Raw genomic sequence first — 18,619 nt, forward strand, 5'->3', positions numbered from 1 at the left:
TTCTCATTTTAGCACCAGTCTGTCACAAATGCAACAGGTTTTTCTGGTCTTTTCCTTCAGAAGTCTATCTGTTACGGAAACAGACCGCAGGGGCTGGAATACTTCTGCGGTCTGTAACATCATCTTATTTCGTCTTCAGCCGGCGGAGGGCTCTCCAGGCAATGTCCTGGCGGAAATGGGCCCCGTCGAAGTGGATCTTGTCCACCGCGTCATAGGCTTTCTGCTGGGCGGCAGGGATGCTGTCAGCCACAGCAGTGACTCCCAGCACACGGCCTCCGTTGGTGAGGATCTTCCCGTCCTCTTCCCGGGTGCCGGCGTGGAACACCACCACGTCTTCCATGGCTCCTGCAGCCTTCAGGCCGGTAATGGGCAGACCCTTTTTGTAGGATCCGGGATAGCCGCCGCTGGCCATGACCACGCACACGGCGGACTTGTCGCTCCATTCCACCATTTCAGGCTTCAGGGTGCCTTTGGCGCAAGCCACCATGATCTCTGCCAGGTCGCTTTTCAGCAGGGGCAGCACCACCTGGGTTTCCGGATCCCCGAACCGGGCGTTGAATTCCACCACCTTCACGCTGTCCCCTTTAATCATGAGACCGGCGTACAGGCAGCCGGAATAAGGCCGTCCTTCCTTGGCCAGGGCGTCCACAATGGGCCGCAGCACTTCCTTCACGGTCTTTTCCTTCAGGGCGTCGGTCATTACCGGTGCCGGGCAGTAAGCCCCCATGCCCCCGGTGTTGGGCCCCTGGTCTCCGTCGTTCACCCGTTTATGGTCCTGGGCAGCCAGCATGGGCACAATAGTCTTCCCGTCGGTGAAGGCCAGGAGGGAGGCTTCCTCCCCTTCCATGAACTCTTCGATGACCACCCGGTTGCCGGCGCTGCCGAACTTGTGGGCACCCATCATTTCATCCAGGGCATCCAGGGCTTCGTCCTTGGTCATGGCCACCACGACCCCTTTGCCGGCAGCCAGGCCGTCTGCCTTGATCACAATGGGGGCGCCTTTTTCTTCCACAAAGGCTCTGGCATCTGCCAGGTTGTCGCATACTTTAAAGAAGGCGGTGGGCACTCCGTACTTCTCCATCAGTTCCTTGGAGAAGATCTTGGAGCCTTCGATTTCCGCCGCTTTGGCACTGGGCCCGAAAATGGTCAGACCCCGGGCGTTGAACACATCCACGATGCCGGCCACCAGAGGAGCTTCCGGCCCCACCACCGTCAGATCGATGGCGTGCTTTTCCGCCCAGTCCGCCAAACCGTTCAGATCCGTAATGTCCAGGTTCACACATTCCGCCAGGTCCTTCATGCCCGGATTCCCGGGGGCTGCGTAGAGTTTCGTCACCTTTTTGCTTTGGGCCAGCTTCCAGACCAGGGTATGTTCCCGGCCGCCGCCGCCAATTACCAGTACCTGCATGCTAAGGCCTCCCTTATTTTTCGCTGTCCAGCTGCTTCTTCAGATAGGCTGCAATGGCCGTATCGTATTCCGCCGTATGGGCAAAGGCTTCCTGGGCCAGCATTTTCCGGGTGTGGAGATCGATGTCCCCTTTTTCCTTCAGCATGTGGATCAGGTCTTCATACCGGTCCGGATTGGTGATGATCACCACATCGTGGAAGTTCTTGGCAGAAGCCCGGACCATGGCCGGACCGCCGATGTCGATGTTTTCGATGGCTTCGGCTTCGGTTACATCCGGTTTGGCAATGGTCTGCTGGAAGGGATACAGGTTCACCACCACCAGGTCAATGGGCTGGATCCCGTTCTTCTTCATGTCTTCCATATGTTTGGGATTGCTGCGCACAGCCAGGATGCCCCCATGGATCTTGGGATTCAGGGTCTTTACCCGGCCGTCCATCATTTCCGGGGTCCCGGTTACGTCGCTTACGTAGGTCACCGGCACGCCAGCTTCCTTCAGCACCTTCATGGTGCCGCCGGTGGAGATGATTTCCACCCCATTGTTGTTCAGGAAATAGCCCAGCTTCACAATGCCGGTCTTGTCAGAAACGCTCAGTAATGCTCTGCGAATTTTCAGCATGGATTGTTCTCCTTATTTACGGATTTTCACTTTCCGGCCGTTTACAGTCAGCCGGTCTTCCGCCCACAGCTTCACCACTTCCGGCAGGATGGTATGTTCCTGGACCAGGATCCGGGCGGCCAGGGTGTCATGGGTATCTTCGTCCAGCACAGGTACGGCGGCCTGCATGATGATGGGGCCGGTATCCATCCCTGCATCCACAAAGTGGACGGTGCAGCCGGCGATCTTCACCCCGTAGTTCAGAGCCTGTCCCTGGGCATCCAGTCCCGTAAAGGACGGCAGCAGGGCCGGATGGATGTTGATGATCTTGTGGTACCAGGAATTCACGAAATCTCCGCTGAGGATCCGCATGAATCCGGCCAGCACCACCAGTTCCACCCCTGCTTCCCGGAGGGTCTTGTCAATGGCGGCTTCGAAGGAAGCCTTGTCCACAAAATCCTGACGGGCAATGGCGCAGTGAGGGATCCCCATCTTTTCCGCCCGCTGGAGGGCATAGGCTTCCGGACTGTCGCTGATCACCACGGCGATTTCGATGGGCAGGTTTTCTTTTTTGATTTTGTCGGCCACGGCCTGGAAATTGCTTCCCCGGCCGCTGACCAGTACCCCGATTTTCCGTTTAGTCACCGAAAACCCCGCCTTTCATCACGGTCTTTTTGGTGCCGGGCACCACATGGCCCAGTTCGTAGAAGGTTTCCCCGTTTTCTTTCAGATGAGCCCGGACGGCGTCGGCTTCGGAAGGATCCACCACCAGCACCATGCCAACCCCCATGTTGAAGGTCCGGTACATTTCCTTCACCGGAACATTGCCCCATTCCTGGAGCTTTTTGAACACAGCGGGCACTTCCCAGGCGTCTGCATGGACTTCCGCGTCACAGTTTTCCGGCAGGATCCGGGGAATGTTGTCATAGAAGCCGCCCCCGGTGATGTGGACCATACCGTGGAGATCGAATTTTTTGATCATGGGCAGGATGGTCCGGGGATACAGCCGGGTGGGAGTCAGCAGTTCCTCACCCAGGGTTTTGCCGAATTCCGGAATGTAGGTGTCCACCGTGAAGCCCTGAGCTTCGAAGCAGATTTTCCGTACCAGGGAGAACCCGTTGGAATGGACCCCGGTGGAAGGCAGACCCAGGAGGACGTCCCCGGCCTTCACCTTGTCCCCGGTGATCATCTTGCTCCGTTCCACCACGCCTACGCTGAAGCCGGCGATGTCGTATTCGTCCTTGGCATAGAACCCGGCCATTTCAGCGGTTTCCCCGCCGATCAGGGCACAGCCGCTTTCCTTGCAGGCATTGGCCACCCCTTTGACGATGTCGGCGATTTTCTGGGATTCCACCTTGGCGGTGGCGATGTAATCCAGGAAGAACAGAGGTTCCGCCCCCTGGACCAGGATATCATTGACGCACATGGCCACGGCGTCCTGGCCGATGGTGTCGTGACGGTCCATCATAAAGGCGATCTTCAGCTTGGTGCCCACACCGTCGGTACCGGAAACCAGCACCGGATCCTGGTATTTGTTCCCCAGGGCAAACAGGCCCCCGAAGCCCCCCAGGTCCCCGATGACTTCCGGACGGTAGGTGGCCCGGACGCTGTCCTTCATCAGTTCCACGGCTTTGTTGCCGGCGTCGATATCCACCCCTGCATCTGCGTATGTAATGACCTTTTTCTCGCTCACGCTGTTTCCTCCTTAGCAACCCAGTTCAAACTGTAATTTGGATCCTTTTTTCATTTCTTTATCTGCTCCATCCGGATAATGGGAATTGAAGCAGGCATAGCACATATCATCGGGTTTCAGCACGGACAGGCTGGCCCGGAGTCCTTCCATGGTAATGTAATGGAGGCTGTCCGCCTTGATGTACTGGCGGATCTCTTCTTCCGTCTTGCTGGCGGCGATCAGTTCTTTCCGTTCGGAAGTGTCGATGCCGTAGAAGCAGGAATCCATTACAGGGGGCGAACTGATGCACACGTGCACCGCCGTAGCTCCCGCATCCCGGAGCAGCTGGACGATCTTGCCGCTGGTGGTGCCCCGGACGATGGAGTCATCCACCATCACCACGGATTTCCCTTCCACCAGGCTCCGGTTGGCGTTCAGTTTCAGCCGCACCGCATTGAGGCGCTGTTTCTGGGTGGGCTGGATGAAGGTCCGGCCGATGTATTTGTTCTTGGTGAGCCCTTCCACAAAGGGGATCCCGGCTTCCAGGCCGTAGCCGATGGCTGCAGGGGTGCCGGAATCGGGCACGGAAATCACCACATCCGCCTTGATCCCCCTGGTTTCCCGGGCCAGGATCCGTCCCATGTTCAGACGGGCCTGGTATACGCTTTCCCCGTCGATGATGCTGTCGGGACGGGCGAAATACACGTATTCGAAAATACAGTGGGCACAGTGGGTCGGTTTGTGGGTGCTGTACATGATGCTTTTGGGTTCTGTTTCCTCGTTGTCGATGACGATCATTTCCCCGGGCTTCACGTCCCGCACATAGTGGGCCCCCACCAGATCCAGGGCGCAGGTTTCACTGGCCACCACCCAGCCGTGGTCCAACCGGCCCAGGCACAGAGGCCGGAAGCCGTAGGGATCCCGGAAGGCGATCAGCTGGTCATCGTTCATGATCAGGATGGCAAAGGCACCCCGGATGGTGTCAGCCGCTTCCGCCACCCGTTCCGGCAGGGTCTTTTTCCGGCTCCGGGCGATCAGGCTCAGCACCACTTCGCTGTCGATGGTGGTCTGGAACACCACCCCGTCGTTGGCCAGTTCCTTCCGGAGCTGGGCGGCGTTGGTCAGGTTGCCGTTGTGGCTGAGGGCCAGGTTGCCCCCGTCATAGAACACCTTCAGCGGCTGCACATTGTAGGGCATGCTGGCCCCGGTGGTGGAATACCGTACATGGCCGGCGGCAATGCAGCCGTCCAGGCCCTTCAGGCCGTCTTTGAACACATCGTTCACCAGTCCCATGCCCTTTTTGATGTGCATGTGCCGGCCGTCGGTGACAGCGATGCCGGCGCTTTCCTGGCCTCTGTGCTGGAGAGCGAACAGCCCCCAGTAAGTATTCAGTGCCACGTCGTCTTTCTTGGAATAGATGCCGAAGACCCCGCATTCTTCATGGAGCTTGTCTTCCGCAAAAAACTTGTCCCCCATAGTTCCTCCCGTTTCCTTATGCTTTGGCAGCGGCGGCTCTGGCAACAGCCAGTTTTTCCCCTTTGGCTTTCACTTCTTCCTTCATCTTGGCCCGGGCTTCCGCCAGTTTGGTCACCAGTTCCGGATACTTCACCGCCAGGATCTCCACGGCGAAGATGGCGGCATTCTTGGCCCCGTTGATGGCCATGGTAGCCACGGGAATGCCGGAAGGCATCTGCACGAAGCTCAGGAGAGAATCCATCCCGTTGAGAGGGGTGGCGTTGATGGGAATCCCGATCACCGGCACGGTGGTGAAGGCGGCGATGAATCCGCCCAGATGGGCCGCTGCACCGGCGGCGGCAATGATGACTTCCACACCCCGGTCACGGGCGCCGGCGGCGAATTCCTGTACCAGTTCCGGAGTCCGGTGGGCGCTGGCCACCACTACTTCCACCTCTACCCCGAATTCCTTCAGAGTTTTTTCCGCAGGTTCCAGCACCGGCCAGTCCGAATTGCTTCCCATGATAATTGCTGCTTTCATTCGTGAGCACCTCCAATAAAAAAGGCCCTTGATACCGCCCGCACAGCCAGTGTTCAAGTTTCTCAGAGCCAAACCACCACAATAATTTATACTCCTATTCTATCAACGGACCGGGGCTCTGTCAATGTTTTATCGAACTTTTATAACATAAGTAACACTATCGTTCGAAATGTGGAGACAGCCAGGAGGTTAAGTGGTTAGGTGGAGACTCTGCTCCAACCCGTAGGGGCGGCAGGCCCGGCCGCCCGCAAGTGGTCAGGTGGTTAAGTGGCCAGGTGGGCGGCAGGATGGGAGACTCTGCCCAACCGTAGGGGCGGCAGGCCCGGCCGCCCGCAAAATGAGCCGCCAGCCACCGGATGAGCGGGCAGCCTGCCCAGGACCGCCGTACCCCCTTTTGTGCATCAGCCCCTCCAATATGCTATAATAGGACCAAAGAGGTGATTCCCATGAAACAATCCATTTGGAAACGGTTTTTCCTGACCATCCTTACGGCCTTTTCCGTCTGCGGTTCGGCGCTGGCGGCCGGGGCCATTCCGGTGCCCAAACCCGGGCGGATCGGCTCTCCTGTGCCCCGGCCCACGGTGCCGGTGGGCGGCTTCCAGAATCACAGCCCCATTCCCACTCCCGTTTACACTCCTGTAACCCCCTCCCGTCCCATCCAGGTCCAGAAGATCCCCCTCCGGCCCATTGTCCAGCCCATGACCGGGTCCCTGGCTCCCACCGGGGAACAGCTGGGGGTGTTCAAACCCAACCTGACCCTGTTTTCCTGGGCTTCTCCCCGGGATATCGGAACCCCCTTCGGCCGGACCTTCCTGAACAATCCCAATGATTCTCTGGCCTGGTGGAAGCCTGCCAGCGCCATCACCCAGGGAGACATCTTTCAGAGCCGTCTGGCAAGGCTGGTGGAAGAGGTGAAGTGAAAAAAATCCTGCTGCAGCCTGCAGCAGGATTTTTTTGTCAGCGGTCAATGGTCACTGGACGGAGGAGAGCATCTGCCAAAGGCAGATGCTCCTGAATGAAAACGCAGCCCTGAGGGCTGCGTTTCCCTTCAAAGAAACCCGCCAGCGGCGGGTTTCCTCCTCCGGGCGCCTACCGTTAACAGCTGACCAGTGACAGCGCGGCGCCCAGGCACCGCGCTTTTATTTCACCCACACAATGGTGGCCCCGAATCCCCCTTCATTCAGAGGGGCCATTTCGGTTTTCAGCACATTGGGATGCTGGTCTAGGTATTCCAGGAGGCCTTTCCGGAGCATGCCGGTGCCTTTCCCGTGGACCAGACGGAACCGGTCCATCCCGGCCAGCAGGGCATCGTCAATGGCCTTGTCCACATAGGGGATGGCTTCATCCACGGTCTTGCCCCGCACATCGATCTGCACCGTGGCATCCTGGGCCTTCTTCACAAACAGGTTGTGGCCCTGGCTGGTGCTCTTCTTCAGGGTCCGGTGGGTGCTCCGGGGCTGGCTGGGCGCTTCCTTCAGCAGCAGGCAGTCCTTCAGCTTCAGATTCATCTTCATGATCCCGATCCGCACGGTGACTTCCTTGCCGTTCAGGGCCACAATGGTGCCGCTCTGGCCGATCTTCTTCACATACACCTTCTTGCCCACCGCCGCATTGCCGCTGGTGAGCCCCTGACCTTCCGGCATGGGCTTCCCGTCAATGGAGAAGTTCTTGTTCAGCACCTTCCGGGACAGTTCCGCCAGCTGTTCCACCTTCCGGCTTTCCACCATGTCCTGGTTGGCCCGCAGTTCCTTCAAAATGGAAGTGGATTCCCGCCGGGCGTTCCGGTACAGTTCGTCCGCCTGTTCCCGGGCCTTCCGTAAAATGGCGTTCCGGCTCTTTTCCAGGTCCTGCTTCTGACGGGTCAGTTCGTTCTTCAGGTATTCCGCTTCCCGCTGGAGGGAGGCGATTTCGTCCTTCCGGCTTTCATATTCCCGGCGCTCCCCTTCCAGGTTCTGGAGCACCCGTTCCATATTGCTGTGGCCTTCTCCGATGAAGGTCTTGGCTTCGTCCAGGATCTCCTGGGGCAGCCCCAGCCGTTTGCTGATGTAGAAGGCGTTGGAACTGCCGGGCACACCCATGAGCAGCTTGTAGGTGGGCCGGAGGGTTTCCGGATCGAATTCCACACTGGCGTTTTCCATACCCTCATGCTCATAGGCAAAGGTCTTCAGTTCGCTGTAGTGGGTGGTCATGATGGTAAGCACCTTTTTGTTGTACAGGTACTCTATCATGGCCATGGCCAGGGCCGCCCCTTCGGTGGGATCGGTCCCTACGCACACTTCGTCCACCAGCACCAGGTCCCCTTCCCGGACTTCATCCAAAATGGAGATCATGTTCTTCATATGGCCGGAGAAGGTGGACAGGCTCTGTTCAATGCTCTGTTCATCCCCGATATCCGCATAGACCCCGCCGAACACCGGCAGGATGGCTTCTTTGGCCGGGACGAACATCCCTGCCTGGGCCATGAGGGCGAACACCCCCACGGTCTTTAAGGCCACGGTTTTCCCGCCGGTATTAGGGCCGGTGATCAGCAGGGTGGTGAAATCGTCCCCCAGGTTGATGTCCAGAGGCACCACCTTTTCCTGGTCCAGGAGAGGATGGCGTCCCTGGGTAATCCGCAGCCGCTGCTGGAGGATCATCATGGGCCGGCAGCAGTGGAGCTTCTGGGCCAGGGCGGCCTTGGCACCGATGAGATCCACCTGGGCCGCCACTTCCAGGGAGCTGAGGATGTTTTCCGCCTCGCTGCCCACATGGCCGGTGAGAGTCCGGAGGATCCGTTCCACTTCTGCCTGTTCCTCCAGCCGGTATTTCTTGATGTCGTTGTTCAGGTTCACCACTGCCATAGGTTCCACGAACAAGGTGGCCCCGCTGGCGCTCTGGTCATGGACCACCCCGGGAAAGTTCAGCCGGTATTCCTGTTTGATGGGGATTACGTACCGGTCTTCCCGCATGGTCACCAGGGCATCCTGGAAGTATTTCTGGTTGTTGGGATCGTGGAGGATATTGGTGAGTTTGTCCTTCACCCGGTTCTTGGCCGCCAGGATCCCGGTGCGCAGGCCCTGGAGCTTTACGGAAGCGTTATCCTTGATGTTCCCCTTTTCATCCAGGGCGCTGGACAGCTGCTTGCTCAGCCGGGTGAAATCCCCCAGCTGGGGACCATAATCCCGGAGGGCCGGAGCGTTTTCCGTGTCTTCCAGCAGGAACTGCTTCAGATGCCGGAGCCCGTCGATGGTGTCTCCGATGGCCTTGAAGTCTTCCGGCTCCAGGATGCTCCCTACCCGGGTCCGTTTCACCAGGGGACTGATATCCGTCATGCCCCCCAGGGGCAGCCGTTTCCCTTCGTCCAGCAGCTGGACGGCTTCGGCAGTTTCCTCCTGGGCCAGTTTCACCTGTTCGAACCGGCTGGAGCTCACCAGGTCCAGGGCCAGTCTCCGGCCCAGAGAAGTCCCTGCCTGGTCCGCCAGGAGCGCCTTCACTTTATCGAATTCCAATGTATTGACAGCAAATTTCCCCATGCTTACAAAACTCCTCTGAAATAATGTCCCCGGGTGGTGTGGGGCCGGTTCTCTTCCACTTTGGTGTCCCCGTCCAGCACGCCCCGGTACAGGGCGGTCAGTTCACCCAGCTCTTCGGCGGTATAGCCCCGGCCATCGATCCGCAGCCGGGCGATCCCGGCCTTTTCCATATCCGGCACATTGGCCAGCATGGACAAGGGATGGCCGTTGAGCACGTGCATCCGGCCGAACTGGTCCTGCTTCAGAGGGAACTTTTCCTTCTTCCGGTCTTCCAGGAATCCCTGCTCTTTGCAGTGGAAGCTGCAGGATCCTTTGTGCAGGTTCCCCAGGAAACTCCCTTCCACACAGTATTCGCTGACCATCATTTCCAGGGCCCCTTCCGCCAGACACTCAATGGGGAGCGGGCTCTTCTTCACCAGGGCCCCCACCTGCTGGAGGGTCAGTTCCGGAGACAGGGTTACCCCGGCAAAGCCCTGTTCCTGCCAGAACAGGATGCTCTGGCTGTTGTAGGCGTTCATGTCATAATCCAGCCACAGAGGCAGCCCCAGCTCCTGGGCCATTTCCACCAGCCCGTTGTTGGCGATCAGGAACCCGTCGGGCTGGAGAGCCGCCCACTGGGCCAGGGCGTTCCGGAAGTACTTCAGCTGGCCTTCGCTGACGATCCGGCTGGTGGCCGCCATCCACTGTTTCCCCCGGGCCCGGGTCCAGCCGCTGATGGTGCTGTAATCTTCCAGGGTAAGGAGAGGCAGGGTGTAGCTGTCCCCTCCCACCAGCAGCACATCGGCTCCGGCTTCCAGGGCCACTTTGGCCTTTTCCAGGGTGTCCACCTGGACGCTGAGCTGGCTGTGTTTCCGGGTGCCGTGGTTTTCCCGCTGCCGGAGCACTTCCCTGTGCCACACAGCCTTTTTCCGGGGAGGCAGGAAGGCGTCCAGCCGCTTCTGGGTCAGTTCTTCCACGGCTGCCCGGCGGGCTTCGTTGATTTCGCTCATGGGGACCATGACCCCTTCATCCAGGCGGCAGACCAGTTCTCCCAGGGAGAATTCCGTGGTCCCCAGCCGGTCCAGCTGCTTTTTCACCGCAGCTTCATCCAGGGCATGTTTCCGGGCTTTTTCCACAATGAACCCGGTTTTTGCAGAGCCGGTATTCCCTTCTTCGTCGGTCACTTTCACTTCCATGGGCTGGCCCAGGCGAGCGGTGACTTCTGCATACAGAGGGATCCGTTTCTTGTGGTCTTCTCCAAAATACTGGGCGGCATACTGCATCAGTTCATTGTCATAGGTCCGGAACACCCGGTCGTTGAGCCGGATTCCCCGGGGTACGGGAATGGTGACGCTGCTGCCTGCCCGGGCCACCGGCACCTCTTTCCCGTTTACGGTCATATGTTCCACGGAGGTGCCCACCCGGCCCCCTACGCTGACCCAGAATTCCAGTCCGTCTCCCAGGTGCAGGTCCCGGTCCAGCTTCAGGGTGCCGGCGGTATGATCCTTGGCAAGGCTCTGGACCCGGCCCAGGAGCACTCCCCGGTTGTTGGGCCGCCGGTCGCTCATCATGGTCCGTCCAGGCCGGTTCACCATATAGGCAGTGGTGAAATCCCGGTTGAAGATCTGTTCGATGTTATCCCGGTCTTCCTGGGGCACTTCATAATGGCCGGCCAGGTAGCTGTCAATGGCCCGGCGGTAAATGTCCGTCACCACCGCCACATATTCCGGCCGCTTCATCCGGCCTTCGATCTTGAAAGAATGGATCCCCGTTTCGATCAGCTGGGGCAGCACATCCAGGGTGTTCAGGTCTTTGGGGGACAGCAGGTAATGGCCGGCATCCACCTTGGCCAGCAGGTCCTTCCCGTCCTTGTTCACCAAAGTGTAGGGCAGCCGGCAGGGCTGGGCACACCGGCCCCGGTTGCCGCTGCGGCCTCCGATCATGCTGCTCATGAGGCACTGGCCGCTGTAGCACACGCACAGGGCTCCGTGCATGAATCCTTCAATCTTGCCCGGGGTGATATTACAGATGGTCTTCAGATCCTTCAGGGAGGTTTCCCGGGCCATCACCGCCTGTTCCATACCATTGTGGTATGTAAACAGAGCCCCGGCGGAATTGGTCACCGTCATCTGGGTACTGGCGTGAAGGGGCAGTTCCGGCGCCACCTGCCGGGCCACCCGGATCACCCCCAGGTCCTGGACGATGATCCCGTCCACCCCGATATTGCTCAAAAAGCACAGGTATTCCCCCAGATCAGGCATTTCCCCGTCATCCACCAGGGTGTTCACCGTTACATAGATCTTTACCCGGTGGAGATGGGCGAACCGGATGGCCCGGGTCATTTCCTCCGGTCCGAAGTTTTCCGCATAGGCCCGGGCGCCAAAATGGCTGCCCCCCAGGTACACCGCGTCGGCACCGGCAAACACAGCCGCTTCCAAAGCTTCCCAGGTGCCTGCCGGGGACAGCAGTTCGATATCTTTTCTTTCCATTAGAGACTCCTTTATGATCCAGCAGGGATGATCCCTGAATACGTACAATCCATGACTTTTTATTTTATCATATTCCTCCGGAGATGGCCAGAAGGAGGAGGCTCCCGGTTCCCTCATGAACAATTAAAAAAAACTCTGTGAAAAGTGCAGAAATCTGTTGTATTTTTTTACAGTCCGTATATACTTATAAAAGTGTTTTGCGCGCAGGGACAGGATTCTTCCGGATTGCTCCGTTAGCGGGGAGCCTGGACGGTCCTGTCCGGTGAGAAAATAAGAAAAGAGGTGCCTCATGGCTCCAGATACCCGTGCTTCCCAATTCCATACCCCGGACCGGACCGCTCTCCAGGAGTACGTCTGCGCCCATTTAGATGAAGCCATTGCCAAAGGCTGGATCCGACTGTATTTCCAGCCCATTGTTCGGAGCCTGTCCTATACCCTCTGCGGTTTCGAAGCCCTGGCCCGTTGGCAGGACCCGGTCCACGGGCTGATTTCCCCGGGCATCTTCATCCCTGCCCTGGAAAAATCCGGCACCATCCACAAGCTGGACCTGTGCATGGTGGACCAGATCTGCGCCCATTACCATCCCCGGGCTGATGAAGGCATGGCCATGGTGCCGGTTTCCTTCAACCTGTCCCGGCTGGACTTTTTTGCCTGCAATTTATTTGAAGAGATCAACGGCCGGGTGGACCGGGCCGGCATCCCTCACAGCCAGCTGGCTCTGGAAATCACCGAAAGCGTCTTTGTCCAGGACATGAGCTCCATTGCCCCGGTGCTGGACCAGTTCCGGTCCGCCGGTTACGAGATCTGGATGGACGACTTTGGCAGCGGCTTTTCTTCTTTGAACGTACTGAAAGACTATGGTTTCGACACCATCAAGCTGGACATGGCCTTTCTGGACAGTTTCACTGACCGGGCCCGGACCGTGGTGAAAAATGTGGTCCGGATGGCCAAAGAGCTGGACATCTTTACCCTGGCGGAAGGAGTAGAGACCCCTGACCATGCGGAATTCCTCCGTTCCATCGGCTGCGACCGGCTCCAGGGATTCCTGTTCAGCCGTCCCCTGGAAGTGGTGGATTCCCGCTGGGTGGCAGAAAAAGTGGGGCTGTTCCACGAAACAGACGCCATGCGCCGGTATTTCGATGAGGCAGACCGGGTGAATCTGATCACCGACAGTCCCCTGGCCCTGGTGGAATTTAAAAAAGATCAGGCTGACAGCCACCAGTTCCAATTCTTCTTTTCCAACAGCGCCTATCAGAAGGTGACCCGGTCCATGGGCTTCCCCAATCCGGAAGCCGTGGCTGCAGACATGAGCCGGCCGGACAGCTTTTTGTGGAAGACCCTGGCCCCCTGCATCCAACAGGTAGCGGAACCGGGCCAGAAAGGGTCCGTCACCTTCCAGAGTCAGAGACAGTTCTTCTGGCTCCAGATACACCTGATTGCCCAGGCCAATGACTATTACCTGTACAAATGCCGGCTCCAGAACATCACTACCACCATGGACCGGCTCCAGGCAAACAAACTCCAGGGACTCCAGGACCGGGTCTATGAACTGTACAACACAGTGACCCTGCTGGATATGGACAAAAAAGAGGCCCGTCCCCTGGCCTTCTGGTACAAAAACTCCCCCTTCCAGCCAGGGAGGACCTTCGACAGCCCCAAAGCCTGGGACTACTACATCAGCAATTTCATCCATCCAGACGACCAGGACCGGTTCCGGGAATTCAGCAACGTGAACACCCTGGAAAAGCGGTGCGACCCCAAAGATGGAATCCTGGCGGACTACTTCCGGTCCCGGATGCCCAATGGGATCTACCAGTGGAACATGCACGGGATGATCCTGCTGCCGGAAAGATTCGGCCGCAAAGCCCTCCACGTGGCCCGGATCTGCCGCTACGGAGATGCCGCCACCGCCCGCCAGCTGATACGGGTGTATGAGGAGTATTTTGGGAAATGAAAAAAAAGGGCTGTTGCACGTGAAAAATATGCGTGCAACAGCTTCGTTACCTTACCCTGAACCGAAACACCCGCTCCCTTAAGGGGGCGGTCATTTTTTTTGCGTAGACCGCTTTGATCTGGTAGTCACCGGGCTGGCTGAAACCGGCGAACAGGATGGTCACCCCGGGAGAGCCTGCCTGGCCGGTGGGGTTCAGCAGAGGCAGGGTAAAGGAATGGCCCAGGTTTACAAACCCTGGCTGGGCGCTCTGGTCCACCATCACCCACTGGTTGCCGCTGGTGGGGTTGGCATCCATGTACAGGGCCACCAGTTCACCGGGCTTCAGGTCCAGAGTCATGTCTTCCCCATTGCTGTCCAGTTTGTAGCTGGTAAGCAGCCGGGCCCCTTCCGCCACGTTGATGGCCTTCAGCAGTTTCGTATAAGGGATGGTGGTGTCCAAGGGCCCTTCCGGCTGGGAAGCCACCCGGATCCCCTCTTCGGCGAACACGTAATTTTTCCCCTGGATATACTGGGCATATTCCGTGGAATTGGTATACAGCAGATCCTGGTCTTCCAGGACCTTCCCCCCGGTTACGTCCAGGTTCATGCCGGCATACACCGTCCGGTCCCCTTCCGCCTTCAGGATGATGCTGAACAGGGTAGGCCGGTTCATGGTCACTTCATAAGAAAGCACCGCCTTGCCCCCGGCTTTTTTCCCCAGGGCATTGGCCTTTTCCTTGATCAGGTGGTTCAGGTTGGCCTGGAGATTGGCCTCCTTCAGCCCGTCCACAAAGGGCACCTGGCCTGCCGCCTTCCCGTCCGAATAATCCTGCCGGAGCAGAGTGGTATGGCCAAAAGCAAAAGCGGACAGAGGCAGAGCCAGAGAAAGCCCCAGAGCCAGCGCCGCCGCAGATTTTTTCAGATGCATGGATATTCCTCCTTCGTATCACTTCCCTTCTATTCTACACGATAAAAGAAGGAAGAAACATGAAATTTGTGAAAAAAAGGGGGCTATGTATCTATCAACAAATTCTCAGCGAACCCTTCATCGCCGTATAGTTATTCAGAAATGGGGTCAAAAATTTTTTATCGCTGCTTTGAGGTCGACGACGCAGGGGGTTTCGCCGCAGGCAAACCCGTCCCGGCCTCCCAGAGGGGAAAAACTTCTATACCCATACACCCGCGAGGACTCTCCGCCGGGAGGGCAGACCCGTTCGTCCCTGGCGGGAGGCTCACAGCCTATCGCCTTGCCCTGACGGTCAAAGGCAGCGGCTACGGACCAGGAAGCCGGACCCTATCGCCCGCGTGCTCCACCCCAGGAGCGACAACACCCGATGTTGTCCCGCCGACTCCTCCTGGGCCTGCCCTCCCGGCTCCAGGAGAATCGATGTATACTCGTACAAAGTACCAGCAAGGCCGGAGGCCAAGTCCGCCCTGCAGGGGCGGACTTTTTGTTGGTGAAATCCACTGTGTACCCCCGACTCCTTCCCTGGGCGTCAGAGTGGGTCAGATGCGCGAAAGCGGAAATTTTTGAATGGGGCATAGTACATAGTGGTACATGCCCCTTTCAAAAATTCCCGCTGACAAAGCAGATGGCCCGCTATGGCGCCCAGGGGGTTATGCGATAGCCCCTACCACCCGTTAGCCCCCCATCCCCATCTCCTTCATCAATGCCCTCTGCAGCACATTGGAAAAATTAATGTTCCGCTTCTGAGCCAGGGTGTCCAGCCACCGGGGGATGGAGAGGGTTTTCTTTACCGCCCTGGTATCATTCCGTTTCCGGTAAGCCAGAGTATCCACCGGAATCAGGGTAAGGCAGGACGCGGAGGGAACTTTCAGGGATTCCAGTTTCGGGGGTAATGGGATTTCTTCCCTGGCATCCTCGGCTTCCACCATTCGGAGATTCAATATATCTTCTGCCATTTCCAGGGCTTCCTCCATGGTGGAACCGAAGGTGTAACAGGCTTCCAGTCCCGGAAAATCAACGCTGTAAAAGCCTTCCGGAAATCCCTCTTCCGGTGGCTGATGGGTCACAATTGCAGGATATCGTCTTTTCATGAGAACCTCCTGGTCAGTCAAGATCGATGCCGGCATCTTTCAGGATCCGCAGGGCAGTGCCTGCGGGAATTTCCCTGGCATGCCGGCTGACAGGGATTTTCCTGCCTGTCAGAGGACTGTAATACAGGCTGTGCCTGCCTCCTTCCCGGATCAGGTACACCCCATGCCGTTTCAAGATTTTCAAAAGCTCAGCCGTACGCAAGTCTTCACCTCTTTTATTTTAACACGTAATATTACGTATGTAAATCATGGATACACGGACATCCGATCAAATGTGTTGGTGAAATCCGTCCGTCAGATTCCAGGCCAGGTGCGGGAGATGTGCCCAGATACGCGAAAGCGGGAAATTTGGTTCGTGGCATAGTACAAGGACGTACATGCCGCGGGCCAAATTTCCCGCTGACAAAGTAGATGGGTGCATATCCCGCACCTGGGTTATGCGATAGCCTTTGTGCGGAAAGCCCCCACCACCCCCTCGCTCTTCACAAACTCCGCCCCCTTTTTCACCACGATGGGCCCCCGGCAAGCCAGGATCCCGGTTACGTGGGAGCCTGGTTCCAGGGTCAGGGTTCCGGTGGCGTAAAGGTAGGCATCTTCCAGGCGGGCGCCTTTTTCCACGGTAATATCCCCGTTGGCCAGGAACCGGAAATCCCCCTTGCAGCGGAAGCCCTGACGGAACCGGATGCTCCCCCGGTTCACCAGCACCCCGCTGCCCTGGAGCAGCACTGTCCGGCCTGTTTTTTCCGGCCACTGGAGGGTTTCCCGGCCATAGCAGAACACTTTTTCCACCGGGGCTTCCATCCGCCGGGAATCAGGCAGGGACCAGGCAGGCTTCCGCCCGAACAGGGACCAGTCCACAAACAGCTTCCCCTCCTTCCGTCCCTCCGCCCAGATGCCGGTTTCTGGAAAGATCTCCCCAGGCTCTGTACCGGGCATCCGGATTTCATACCGCCGGCCTTTCATCAGTTCTTCTCCGGTTTCCCGGTGGAGCCGGAGGACTTCTTCCCGGATCCGGCCCTCCTGGATGGTTTCCAGGGAAGCATAGACCAGCGGTCCCTCCGGCTGGAACCGGACCGGTTCCAGCTGCCGCTTTTCTCCCGGTGCCAGGAAGGGCTCTCCCTCCCGGATCCCGCACAGGCTCCGGAACAGGACAGCGTCCTGCCGGGCCTCCCGCTTCAGCTGCCAGTCCTTCAGAGCCTGGCGGGTCACCCCCAGAAGCCCGGCCCACACCGTGCCCAGGAGCCCCAACCCCACCAGCAGCACCAGGCTGATCATCCCGGGAGATTTCTTACCGGCCATAGGGCAGCACCTCCTTCCACACTTTCTCCTGACCGGTTTTCCGATCCCGGAGGGTCAGCTCCCAGGCCAGTTTTCCCGGCTCTGGAAGGGAAGCGGAAAAATTCTCCACCTGCACATGTTCCGGAGAGACCGCCAGGCTCACCGGGTTGTGCTTCCGGGGTTTCCAGATCTTTACGTACAGGGTGGGCCAGGGCCGTTTGACGGTGGTCATGACGAACCAGGATTCCCAGGCGGCATCCGGCCTTCCGTAACACCGGACTTCCGTGCCATGGTCCCCCTGGAACACCCGGACCTGTTCCACTTCGTAGAAGAACCTGCTTTCCAGCCGGGTGTGGAGGTCCTGTTCCAGCCGGTCCAGTTCTCCCTGGGTCCAGCAGCTTTCCATGAACCGGCACAGGCTGGGCAGTCCCTGGAGCAGCTGGCACAGCACCAGGGCAAAAAGGGCCAGGGCCCCCAGCCCTTCCGCCAACAGGCTTCCTTTACTTTTTCTCATACCGGGCATAGCAGCAGCGTCCTTTCCCCCGGCGGGTGAGGCAGATTTTCCGGAGCATCACCCCGGGCAGCTGGGGCACCGGTTCCAGAACGGTTTCTGTCTCCCACTCCGGGTCCGGGAAAGGCGGATTTTCCCCCTCCTCCAGGAGCCGGACCGCCAGCCGGCTTCCCGTTTCCAGTTCCCGGCGGAGCCGGACGCCCTGGAGCGCCAGCCGGGAGCCCGCTGCAAAGGACAGGGCCGCCGCCCCCAGAAGGAACACCGCCAGGATTCCGTCCAGCAGGAAGAACCCGGGCTGCCGTTTACCGGAATCCATGGTATTCCATCCGTCCCACAAAGTGGGAAAAGGAAAGGAGCTGGTACCGGTCAGGATCCGCCTGTTGGCAGACGGCCACCGCAACCCCCTCTTCCCCGTTGCCGGTGGGGGTGAAGCCTCCTTCAAAGGTCCGGACCCGGAAATCCCCCAGACCCAGGGAAGGATAATCCAGCACAGTCCGCTGCCTGGTCCCGTATTGACCATACACCTGGCTGCCCTTTGGATTCATAGAAAACCGTACATGGTTGCTGTGGAGGTACTGGGCCCGCTGCTGGAGGGCGGTAAAGGTGCTGCCGGCGGCCCGGGCTCCCAGCTGGAGCCGGAACCCATTGGCAAGCTCCTGCCACCGGGACAGGCAGGGCAAAAGAGCCAGGACCAGCCCCAGACAAAGCCCCAGCACCAGGAGCAGTTCCGTCAGCACAAAGCCGCCCTGCCGACGGGCCCTGGGATTCATGCCTCTGCCCCTTTCTTTTCTCCCAGGGTGTCGCTGGACACTTTCTCCCCGTTGCTCAAAGTGGCGGTGAACACGTACTCCCCGTCGGTTTCGCTCATGGAGATCTTGCTGTAGTCCCGGTTGGGCACGTATTTCTTGTCCACCAGGCTCTGGATGTCTCGGGGCTTTTCCGCCAGTTCCAGTTCGTACAGCTGGGCGCCGCTCTGGAGCAGGGCCATGTCGGAAATCAGCTGGCTGTCCCGGGACCGGTCCATGGCGCTGCGGATGGAGGGCAGCAGGAAAGCAGCCAGGCCCCCTATGATGGCCAGGACGGCAATCAGTTCGATGAGGGTGAAACCGGGCTGCTTCTTCCGGCGGATCGTGTTGGCAGGTTGGGTTGCTTTCAGGATACAATTGGTTTTCATCGTTGTCTGCATTT

18 protein-coding genes are annotated in these 18,619 nt (G+C 58.7%); 2 read left to right on the forward strand and 16 right to left on the reverse strand.

Features of this window, described 5'->3' with window-relative positions:
* Positions 1 to 124 precede the first annotated feature (124 nt).
* Genes purD through purE form a run of 6 tightly spaced genes read right to left on the reverse strand, consistent with a single transcriptional unit; the run spans position 125 to position 5,671 of the window.
* Positions 125 to 1,408, reverse strand: coding sequence for a phosphoribosylamine--glycine ligase (gene purD / locus FX155_RS00115; protein WP_022486991.1), 1,284 nt, complete (start codon positions 1,406 to 1,408; stop codon positions 125 to 127).
* A gap of 13 nt (positions 1,409 to 1,421) precedes the next feature.
* Positions 1,422 to 2,021, reverse strand: coding sequence for an IMP cyclohydrolase (locus tag FX155_RS00120; RefSeq protein ID WP_195839592.1), 600 nt, complete (start codon positions 2,019 to 2,021; stop codon positions 1,422 to 1,424).
* Positions 2,022 to 2,036: 15 nt separating this feature from the next.
* Positions 2,037 to 2,648, reverse strand: a complete 612-nt coding sequence (purN, locus tag FX155_RS00125; protein WP_022486989.1) for a phosphoribosylglycinamide formyltransferase — start codon at positions 2,646 to 2,648, stop codon at positions 2,037 to 2,039.
* Positions 2,641 to 3,696 (reverse strand): phosphoribosylformylglycinamidine cyclo-ligase, encoded by a 1,056-nt coding sequence (gene purM / locus FX155_RS00130; RefSeq protein WP_022486988.1) that lies wholly within the window; start codon positions 3,694 to 3,696, stop codon positions 2,641 to 2,643. The genes purN and purM overlap by 8 nt, the downstream gene beginning before the upstream one ends.
* A gap of 12 nt (positions 3,697 to 3,708) precedes the next feature.
* On the reverse strand, positions 3,709 to 5,151 hold the full coding sequence (purF, locus tag FX155_RS00135; protein ID WP_154487250.1) for an amidophosphoribosyltransferase: 1,443 nt from the start codon (positions 5,149 to 5,151) through the stop codon (positions 3,709 to 3,711).
* Positions 5,152 to 5,167: 16 nt separating this feature from the next.
* Positions 5,168 to 5,671: a 5-(carboxyamino)imidazole ribonucleotide mutase gene (purE, locus tag FX155_RS00140; RefSeq protein WP_154487252.1), complete on the reverse strand. Its 504-nt coding sequence runs from the start codon at positions 5,669 to 5,671 to the stop codon at positions 5,168 to 5,170.
* A gap of 446 nt (positions 5,672 to 6,117) precedes the next feature.
* Between purE and FX155_RS00145 the strand changes: the two genes are divergently transcribed.
* The gene (locus FX155_RS00145) at positions 6,118 to 6,591 is read left to right on the forward strand and encodes a hypothetical protein (protein WP_154487254.1); all 474 of its coding nucleotides are present in this window, start codon (positions 6,118 to 6,120) and stop codon (positions 6,589 to 6,591) included.
* Positions 6,592 to 6,810: 219 nt separating this feature from the next.
* Here FX155_RS00145 and FX155_RS00150 read toward each other — a convergent pair whose 3' ends face one another.
* Positions 6,811 to 9,183, reverse strand: a complete 2,373-nt coding sequence (locus FX155_RS00150; protein WP_022486726.1) for an endonuclease MutS2 — start codon at positions 9,181 to 9,183, stop codon at positions 6,811 to 6,813.
* Positions 9,184 to 9,185: 2 nt separating this feature from the next.
* A complete protein-coding gene (locus FX155_RS00155) occupies positions 9,186 to 11,651 on the reverse strand; it encodes a DUF3656 domain-containing U32 family peptidase (protein ID WP_022486727.1) in 2,466 nt (821 codons plus the stop codon).
* A gap of 289 nt (positions 11,652 to 11,940) precedes the next feature.
* On the opposite strand from FX155_RS00155, the gene FX155_RS00160 reads away from it, so the two are divergent.
* Positions 11,941 to 13,605, forward strand: coding sequence for an EAL domain-containing protein (locus FX155_RS00160; protein WP_154487256.1), 1,665 nt, complete (start codon positions 11,941 to 11,943; stop codon positions 13,603 to 13,605).
* Between the two features lie 46 nt (positions 13,606 to 13,651).
* On the opposite strand, the gene FX155_RS00165 is transcribed toward FX155_RS00160, so the two are convergent.
* From FX155_RS00165 to FX155_RS00200, 8 genes are all read right to left on the reverse strand, one after another.
* Positions 13,652 to 14,512 carry a protease inhibitor I42 family protein gene (locus FX155_RS00165; protein ID WP_154487258.1) on the reverse strand — a complete coding sequence of 287 codons (861 nt, stop codon included), beginning with the start codon at positions 14,510 to 14,512 and terminating at the stop codon, positions 13,652 to 13,654.
* A 713-nt stretch (positions 14,513 to 15,225) separates the two neighbouring features.
* Positions 15,226 to 15,642, reverse strand: a complete 417-nt coding sequence (locus tag FX155_RS00170) for a type II toxin-antitoxin system HicB family antitoxin (protein WP_154487260.1) — start codon at positions 15,640 to 15,642, stop codon at positions 15,226 to 15,228.
* Between the two features lie 13 nt (positions 15,643 to 15,655).
* On the reverse strand, positions 15,656 to 15,844 hold the full coding sequence (locus FX155_RS00175; protein ID WP_154487262.1) for a type II toxin-antitoxin system HicA family toxin: 189 nt from the start codon (positions 15,842 to 15,844) through the stop codon (positions 15,656 to 15,658).
* 233 nt (positions 15,845 to 16,077) lie between these two features.
* Entirely contained in the window at positions 16,078 to 16,941 is an 864-nt protein-coding gene (locus FX155_RS00180; RefSeq protein ID WP_154487264.1) for a hypothetical protein, read from the reverse strand.
* Entirely contained in the window at positions 16,931 to 17,443 is a 513-nt protein-coding gene (locus FX155_RS00185) for a hypothetical protein (RefSeq protein WP_154487266.1), read from the reverse strand. Before FX155_RS00185 ends, FX155_RS00180 begins: the two co-directional genes overlap by 11 nt.
* Positions 17,421 to 17,747 (reverse strand): hypothetical protein, encoded by a 327-nt coding sequence (locus FX155_RS00190; protein WP_022488216.1) that lies wholly within the window; start codon positions 17,745 to 17,747, stop codon positions 17,421 to 17,423. Before FX155_RS00190 ends, FX155_RS00185 begins: the two co-directional genes overlap by 23 nt.
* Positions 17,734 to 18,201 carry a hypothetical protein gene (locus FX155_RS00195; protein WP_154487268.1) on the reverse strand — a complete coding sequence of 156 codons (468 nt, stop codon included), beginning with the start codon at positions 18,199 to 18,201 and terminating at the stop codon, positions 17,734 to 17,736. Before FX155_RS00195 ends, FX155_RS00190 begins: the two co-directional genes overlap by 14 nt.
* Positions 18,198 to 18,617 (reverse strand): type II secretion system protein, encoded by a 420-nt coding sequence (locus tag FX155_RS00200; RefSeq protein WP_022488218.1) that lies wholly within the window; start codon positions 18,615 to 18,617, stop codon positions 18,198 to 18,200. Before FX155_RS00200 ends, FX155_RS00195 begins: the two co-directional genes overlap by 4 nt.
* Positions 18,618 to 18,619 lie beyond the last annotated feature (2 nt).

It is taken from the genome of Acidaminococcus fermentans (genome assembly GCF_009696675.1).
GTDB lineage: Bacteria > Bacillota > Negativicutes > Acidaminococcales > Acidaminococcaceae > Acidaminococcus.